This window comes from Candidatus Hodgkinia cicadicola (genome assembly GCF_002774925.1).
In genome coordinates this window covers 1-8491 of sequence record NZ_NXGO01000151.1, presented here as the reverse complement: position 1 = coordinate 8491, position 8491 = coordinate 1, and the positions used below count along the sequence as shown (strand labels likewise).

At 26.6% G+C, this 8491-nt stretch carries 7 protein-coding genes, 1 tRNA gene and 2 pseudogenes; 9 read left to right on the top strand and 1 reads right to left on the bottom strand.

The window, feature by feature from the left end; translation table 4 throughout:
- Positions 1-1401 precede the first annotated feature (1401 nt).
- From MAGTDC_RS03930 to MAGTDC_RS03920, 3 genes are all read left to right on the top strand, one after another.
- Entirely contained in the window at positions 1402-1866 is a 465-nt protein-coding gene (locus tag MAGTDC_RS03930; protein WP_146657131.1) for an uL15 family ribosomal protein, read from the top strand.
- Between the two features lie 738 nt (positions 1867-2604).
- Positions 2605-3294 carry an RNA polymerase alpha/RpoL/Rpb11 family protein gene (locus MAGTDC_RS03925; RefSeq protein WP_146657130.1) on the top strand — a complete coding sequence of 230 codons (690 nt, stop codon included), beginning with the start codon at positions 2605-2607 and terminating at the stop codon, positions 3292-3294.
- The gene (locus MAGTDC_RS03920; protein ID WP_146657129.1) at positions 3294-3626 is read left to right on the top strand and encodes a L17 family ribosomal protein; all 333 of its coding nucleotides are present in this window, start codon (positions 3294-3296) and stop codon (positions 3624-3626) included. Before MAGTDC_RS03925 ends, MAGTDC_RS03920 begins: the two co-directional genes overlap by 1 nt.
- Positions 3627-4349: 723 nt before the next feature.
- On the opposite strand, the gene MAGTDC_RS03915 is transcribed toward MAGTDC_RS03920, so the two are convergent.
- Positions 4350-4424 (bottom strand) — tRNA-Ile (locus MAGTDC_RS03915).
- A 1107-nt stretch (positions 4425-5531) separates the two neighbouring features.
- On the opposite strand from MAGTDC_RS03915, the gene MAGTDC_RS03905 reads away from it, so the two are divergent.
- From MAGTDC_RS03905 to MAGTDC_RS03875, 6 genes and pseudogenes are all read left to right on the top strand, one after another.
- Positions 5532-6086 (top strand): hypothetical protein, encoded by a 555-nt coding sequence (locus tag MAGTDC_RS03905; RefSeq protein ID WP_146657127.1) that lies wholly within the window; start codon positions 5532-5534, stop codon positions 6084-6086.
- Positions 6087-6148: 62 nt separating this feature from the next.
- Positions 6149-6370: pseudogene (locus MAGTDC_RS06120) on the top strand (hypothetical protein).
- 208 nt (positions 6371-6578) lie between these two features.
- Positions 6579-6899 carry a hypothetical protein gene (locus MAGTDC_RS03890; protein ID WP_146657126.1) on the top strand — a complete coding sequence of 107 codons (321 nt, stop codon included), beginning with the start codon at positions 6579-6581 and terminating at the stop codon, positions 6897-6899.
- Entirely contained in the window at positions 6871-7524 is a 654-nt protein-coding gene (locus MAGTDC_RS03885; RefSeq protein ID WP_146657125.1) for a hypothetical protein, read from the top strand. The genes MAGTDC_RS03890 and MAGTDC_RS03885 overlap by 29 nt, the downstream gene beginning before the upstream one ends.
- A gap of 315 nt (positions 7525-7839) precedes the next feature.
- A pseudogene (locus MAGTDC_RS03880) lies at positions 7840-7995 on the top strand (hypothetical protein); the annotation flags it as partial.
- A 51-nt stretch (positions 7996-8046) separates the two neighbouring features.
- Complete coding sequence (locus tag MAGTDC_RS03875) at positions 8047-8340, top strand: hypothetical protein (RefSeq protein WP_192573236.1); 294 nt, start codon at positions 8047-8049, stop codon at positions 8338-8340.
- Positions 8341-8491 lie beyond the last annotated feature (151 nt).

The following is an 8491-nucleotide window of genomic DNA, read 5'->3' as shown; positions in this document are numbered from 1 at the left end:
CATTTAAAGATTAAACACCCAGATTAATACCCCATACTAATAAACAACAAGTAGATGGTATCAAATAAATTTAAATACAACTTATACTAGAAAGGAATGGTTATACCATCATCTAAAAAATTACTACTATACGCTATCCCAAAAGGTGTAAAACTCCGTTTATATGATTCTAGTGTTCAGATGTTTGGATCATTTGGAAGTATTATATTAAACACCCGTGTATTTATTAAACATAACTGTATTGTGATCTGTTATCATGATTTAGGATTACATTTATCCAAGATAACTAATAAAACCAAAGACATAACATAGAATCATATTAGATATGATAATTATGGAGATATGGATAATAAATAACAAAATAATCAAATAATCTAAAATCTTTAAACTCAAATATCTACCACACAATTTTGTTTTGTTTACAAGAAATAACAGTTAGTCATATGTTTAATCATAATAAATTTAAGATATAAGTCCAAATATAAACCTAATTTTATTAGTTGTTAAAAACTAACCATATTAAGTAGATAAAATATTGATTTAATGACAACAGAAATATATTTATATAGATTAAAACTTAGATCAAATGTTATTTGAGAGTAATAAGGTGGAATTAAATGTATCAAATCAAACAATATAATTAATATTAAGATAACCAATGATAGGGGATTACAATCTGATGAATTAAACCAATAGAAATCTAATCATGAAGATATCATGTCATTGTTTATACCATTGATGTTACATATAAAAAATTAAACAAATAACTCCCCCAAAGAGGGGATAGTACAGGTTGAAAACATACTTAACACATCAAATTTTATGTTATAGATAAATATACATCTATAAGCTTTGCTGATGAATATGTTATCAATTTTGTTGATGGTAACCATAAAAGAATATTAGTTACTGATATCGAAATCTATAATTATTTAGATGGTTAAGCTCCATTATATATGAGATATATTAAATTAATAAAGATATACAAGAGTTGTTAAAGAAAGATAGAAGACATGGATATTGGGTATTGATTATTATTAAAGATATGTATAATAATATTGGATTTTAAGAAATAATAAAAACAAACAAAACACAGGATGTTGGTCCAATACTTTGGTCGTTGTATTTAAACAACATGTTAAAGGTTCCTTTCGAAAGGAACAAAGAACTTATTTCTAATAATAATTTAGATATAAATTTGACCATGTATTAACTCGATACTATGAATGGCTAACAACATTATAAGAACAAAACAAGTAATATTACAACACCTGTCTTTGATGTACTGGGAATTAAAACATTAATACATCTATCATTGGATTAAAAAATCAAACATAATAATATTAAAGTAACATTTTAACATATATAAAAGAACTAAGCTTCATATTTTAACCTCTAAAAATGTTGTTATTAAATTCATTGAGCTCCGGTCTCATAAAGACATCACGAAGAGTAGGACGAGGTTCTGGTTGTTCAAAAGGAAAGACATGTGGTAGAGGACACAAAGGTCAAAGATGTAGATCTGGCGGTAAGAGATATAGTTCTAGAAGAAAACAATATTTAGTTAATAAAAGGATATTAGAATATGGTTTTAAATGTAGAAACAACAATGGTAGTCATATCATCAAAACTATAAGTTTAAGTCTGTTGAACAAAAGATTATCAAGTAATTGTAAATACTCTATTAAAAGTTTAAGAGCTATATTTGGTATAAATGATCTCTATTATATTAAATTATTAGATGGAGAGATAAATGTTACTGGATTGATGTTAGAATGTGATATGGCTTCAGATAATGCTATAATTAAAATAACAAGCCTTGGAGGTAAGGTTAATCTCTCAAGTGTTGTATCTTTTCTAAGATAAATAAATACAGATTTATGAACAATACCTATTAAAGATTGGAATATACTTCATTAAACAACTTGATCTTATGTGATCTTGATGACCATCTTTCTTATTCCACATTAAACTTACTATCTGTTAATCCAAGAACTCTTAATAAGAGTGTTATTCTATTAAGTAAAATAAAGAATCATTACGTTTTATACAAAAAAACATCCATCACATTAATTAACCATACTTAAGTATAAAGTACTATTTGATATAGATAACTTAAACATATTAATTATTAACAAATAAATTAAAACATAAGATCGATTATTATCTAAATGTTAACAATACAACAAACGATCATGCTAAAAGATACATGGAGTCATAATAAGTTTAATATATTTGATGAAGAATTAAATAAGATATTACATATAAAATTAATAAACAACGACATTGGTATATTTTGTTCTGATGGATAAAGATAATATGGTATTATGGAATTAATTTATGAACTGAAGATTTAAAGTGAAGTGGAAGTTATTATTCCTTGTTACTCAAACAACTAATTGAAACAAATTCTGATGGAAACAATAACAAAAAAACAAATAATATTAAACACTACAACATTTCAAGTATAAACAGAAAACATTAAGTTAAATCAAGATGTCATATTGTAAGCAACTCAATCCTGATCTCGAACATAATTTCTATTAGATATTTTTTTGTTTTACCCTATAATAGATATAACCTTTTAAAGGTTCAGATGTTATAATGTTACAACAAATTAAATTAATATCCTGTGGATATAATAAGTTTAAATTGGGTATAATATTAAAGGATAAGAACTTAATTCAAACCATAGGAAATACATTAAGAAGAGTATTAATATCTGATGTTATGGGATATATGGTAATTGGAATTAATATTGATGGTATCTACAATGAAATTGATAAGATAAATGAAACAAAAGAAGATGTTATTGAGATAATTAATAATATAAAGCAATTAGAATTCCTGTGTCAGGATAGAAGAAATATATTTAGAGCAGTAATAAATACTTCTAAGAGGGGTAAGGTTCTTGCAAGTGATATTTATCTTCCTGATGGGGTATTAATATTTAATCGTAATCAATATATATGTAATTTAGGAATAGGAATCAGGTTTAGATGTGAACTTGTTGTTGCTTGTGGTAAAGGATATTTGACAGCTACAGAAGTACGAGATATGTATAATCCATGTTTATATGGATGTTTGATTTTAGATGTTGATTTTAATCCAATCAAACAAGTATCATTTAAGATAATAAAACATGAATTCAATATGTATTCACAAGAAGAGGCTGAATTAATCATCGAAACTAACGGATCAATGAATATTGTTGAAGTTATCTTCGAATGTTGTTTAAATTTAAATAAAAACTTAAATAGTATAAAAGAATCATTAAGAACAGGTTTAAATTAATGACAGAATTATCAAAACATGAGATTATTAACTTAATAAGAAGTTTTATTAGAACGGGAAAATTGATTTCTACTTCAGAAAAATTAAAAATTATCCAAACTAACATTGAAAAGATATTAAATAGGATTAAAATCATCAAGATAGATAAACCACAAGGAAGTATCAGATTATTGAGATCCAAGCTAAAATGTAGTCAAAGATTTGCCATATTAATGGGATATTTATTCCATAAAATAAAATCTACCAATGGCGGTTACACCAAACTGATAAGGTTGTGAAGAAGAGATGGTGATGGTGCGTTTACATCGATTTTAATACCATCAAAACATTAATTAAATACATAACTATCAGTCATCCCAATCTTACCATGGTTTGTTGTTCTTTAAATGTTGTTTAATACCAAACGAAATTTATGAATGATTGATAACATCGTTTATACAGTTAACACCATCCAAATCAACAATCACCATGCCATTTAATCCCATCAGAACTACATAATAACATTTCAAACATAAACATCAAACAATTCTATCCTTCAGGTACTAACTTATTAACATAAATGGATTGTTTCAACATTTCCAATCACCATATAACCTCATCGTTATATCCTATCCTCTATAGACATATATCTTCATATAAAAAGAGAACCAACATCCAGTTCTTTATTTTGTTTGAACACTTCCCAAACATCTTTCTATCCTTTATTCTTAGATTTATATCATAATATTAACATCAATTATTTATTTATCCAATGATAATACAACAAATTAACATAAAACCATCTGTTAGATTTAATCTTTAAACATATTTTCTTTCTATCAACGAAAAAATCATACAACACTTCATCTGATTATTTGAAGTCCACAACAAAATGTTGATCAATTATACTCACAACTACCTTGTTCTTTGTTCCTGATATACTCAATTCTACTGTCAGTATTAACATCATACAGGTATTAACTTATAATAATTTAAAAACATTTATTTTTTTGTTTGCCAACGTCCAAACCAACCATCATGTACTTGTTATCATCAAAGTCCGAATATATTACCCATAGACTTAGAGGGACTTGAACCCACACCGACTAAACGGTCATGAGCCGCATGCTCTACCATTAAGCTATAAGTCTTGTTCGTACTTCATTATATTCGTTCCCCTATCAATAAATCCTAGTTATTATTTTGGTATCATGTTACTTTGTTTGGACCTTGTAACCCAAATTATTGAAATATTATAATTATATTTAATCAATAAATTTAATCAATGAAGTTAATAAACCCATCACAAAACCAACATAGGATGTTGTTACCAAACTATAAACTGACCAAAACCAATCATGTGGATTATCTCTAACAATGAACTAATAATCTATGTTGGTAATTAATTACTACTAAAAGAAATAACTTAAATATTATAAATAAAATAAACCTATATAAACACATGACAAAGAAAACAATAGAGTTCAACAAAGTACCTTTCATTAGAAGTAACAACTAAAAACAAAAAAACAAATTATCATACATAAAACCAACCCTATCAAGAGATAAAGATGTGAACCATTTGTAATTATAATAGACAATAAACATAACCTTTGAATACTAGATTTGATTTCAATTCCAACTTGGTTGACAAAGTACTATTATAATCATAGTGATTTACAAAACAGACTCTATAAAAATGTATTATGAGGATGTTATAACAACAAAAGTATAAAGATATCCAAGCTGGAACTGAGCTCATGGACGTTGTTCCCATTTAATCTTAAATACTTAAGTTTAGAACTAAAAAGAATAAGAAATATTTATTAAAAATGAACGATTAACTTCGTTTGGCCTCGAATTAAACATCATTCAATATTATTTTAATAAGAATATTATATTTATTAGTCCCAATATGATCTAAATGTCCCATTGATGGATTTACCAAGACCATCAAAAGATGGAATCTTAATTATAAATGGAACAAAGAAAACATTAATAACACAACTAATAAAACAACCAACAGTATTATTTGATCAAGAAAATAAATCAATAAGTATAAAAGGTAAAGATATTCCTTATCTAAGGATCAACGGATCAAAGATATATACACAACAATCATGAATCTGACCTATTTACGAGTTTATTAGCATTAAAGGCCAAACATTCACATATATTTAAAGGTCTTTCTAAGACACATGATGTAGATTTTTATAAAGGACCATGACATCGATTAACTTGAAATAATTTCCAACAAAATGGACTTAAATATGGTTCAAGAAGATCAACTTAGATGTAAAAAGATCTTAACAAAATGTTCTGAAACAAATAATGAGATTATAACTGGAGCTTATAATGATGAATCAAAGATCTCTTTTATTAACATAGGTGAAAGAATAATTTTAGATAAAAACACCGCATTGACTTATTCAAGTCCCATTACAATAACTAAATCCACCAATGTTATAAACATAATCAATGAATTGAATAAAGCAAAGTTGAAAGGTAAAAATAAAATAACTTGTGAGGAGTTCAACAACATTGAATTAACATTAACAGGAAGGATCATTTTAAATGATTTAACAAGGAATTATCTGACCTTTGGCTTGGAATTATTAACAAAGAAAGATTTAATATTAATTCTAAATGAAATACTTATTAATCAGGATAGCTTTAAACATGTTGATTGTAATATCCGAATGATAAGAGGTAGTGGTGATGTAATAATAGATGTTATTAAGAAAATATTAAAAAATGTGTTATGTATTAAAGATCCAAACGTTCCAACTGATGATGTTATTGGTGATTGATAAACTTTTTGATTCCGTTAAACAAATAACAAAATGAAGTTGATAATTTTTTTGTTTCTTCGGATTTATGTCAATATCTTGATCAGATAAATAGTTTATCCGAATTATCTCATAAAGGTAAATTAACATATATGGGTGAGAGTGGATTAACACAACAAAATGTTGAGATTACCATACGAGATACAAGAAAAATATATTAAGCTAAGATATGTCCAATTGAATCACCAGAAGGTCAGAACATTGGTTTGGTTTTAGCATTATCAACATATACCAACATTGATTATTAACGGATACCTATTGACAGGATATTATAAAACTTATAATGAATTAATTAATAGAAATGTTATATACTTAAATCATTTTGAAAGTAAATGATCAAATATTGATTTGTTATGTAATAAAGATCAAAGAAAATGAACTATATGTTAAAATAGAAACAGGATTAAAACAACAGATAGAGGAGTAACAGATCTTAATTTAATATCAGATGTTCAAGTGTTTTCACCTGCTGTTCGTTTGATCCCATTCTTCGGACACAATGATCTAACAAGAGCATTAATAGCAACTAACATATCGAAACAAGTCATACCTCCATTGAATCCAAGACCTACATTGGTTGGTACTGGAGAAGAACACAACATAATGAGAGATACTGGTCATAACGTTATAGCACATAATGATGAAACGGTAATTAATGTTAATTCTATAAGAATTTTTGTTTACGAACCAAGATATCAGAAACAAAGAGTTTATCCTCTACCACAATCAGATAAATCAAATCAAATAGATGTGTCAAAGAACACGAGTAGTTATTAATCCTAAACAAATAATAAAACAAAGAGATGTTATAGCCAAATGTCAATCAAGTTGTAATGGAGAAATGAGTTTAGGTACCAACCTATTAGCAGCATTCATGTGTTGAAACGGATATAACCTTGAAGATTCTATCTTAATTTCTGATAATGTTATTAAAAATAGGTGTATATTTAAATCATTCCATATAACAGATCTTGAAATAAAGGTTATGAGAACTTCATCTGGTAACAAATGATTAAGTCTAAATATTACTGAGATACCAATGAAATATAGGAGATGTTTGGATTCCAATGAAATAGTTAAAGTGGGTAGTAATGTCCAAGAGAATGATGTGTTAATGAGTAAGTTAGTTTCAAGGTTCGATGCTAACCGAAAGAAAGAAGAATTAAAAGAATTATGTGGAGATGAATTAAGTTCAGATAAAGAGATCAACGATAATAATGGGTTAATTACCAACATTGAAGATGATGATTATGTTCTTGAAAGAGAACAGGATAGAGACAATGAATTCTCAACAGAATTAGTACATAATATTTCACTTAAAGTACCAAATGGTATAGATTATGTAATAGTGTTAGAGGTAAAAAAAAGATCATCAGATGAAAATCAGACTTACAAAAGATAAAGATCTAGAGGATTATATACACCGTTATAACGTTGTCACAAAAAAACATATCAGAAGATGTTGTTTGTTATTACAAATTGATAACATAAAGTGATCATTTAAACCTTGTTCATTTCTATCAGATAATGGGGTTTATTCAAAATGGTTCTTAATCTATTATACAAGAACTATTTAAGTTATTTAAATAAAATAGAAGCTATTATGTTATCCAAAGTTAATAACAGATTAACAAATACAAACCAAGATAATGAAGAAAAGATATTAGAAACTATTAAAATTAAATTACTTGTATATAAATCAATTAAGATTAGTAATAAAATATGCGGAAGACATGTAACAAAGGTGTGATATCGAAGATAATTCCGAAGGAAGACATGTCATTCATGGCCGATGGAACACCAATCGATATTATACTTAACCCATTAGGAGTACCACCTAGAATGAACATAGGTCAATTATTGGAAATAACCTTTGGTTTAATTAGTTATAAGTTTGGTTTAGAATTAAAAAAACATATTAAATATGTTTAATAAAATAAAAGATGATCGGATATTGGAAAGAGTTATATCTAAACTTACTGAATTATATCCAAATATTAATAATTTAACAAAAGATATGATCCTGATCTTATTAGCTGATTTATCACAAGGGGTAAAGATATCATGTCCGTTATTAAAATTTCCATTAGAACCATCTTTAAAACATTATAATAAAAGATTATCGATCAATTTCAATGATAAAGGTTCAATTATACGATGGTGTAATCAGATTTACTCTTCGATAAACCAACAGATGTTAGTCTTTTATATATATTAAAATTAAACTATTTAATTGATAAATAAAATTCATACAAGATCAACAGGTCCATATTCGATTGTAATCTAACAACCACCTCAAAGGTAAGGGGAACTTAGGGGGTCAAAGGTTAGGTGAAATGGAAGTATGGTCGTTGCAAAGCTATGGTGTT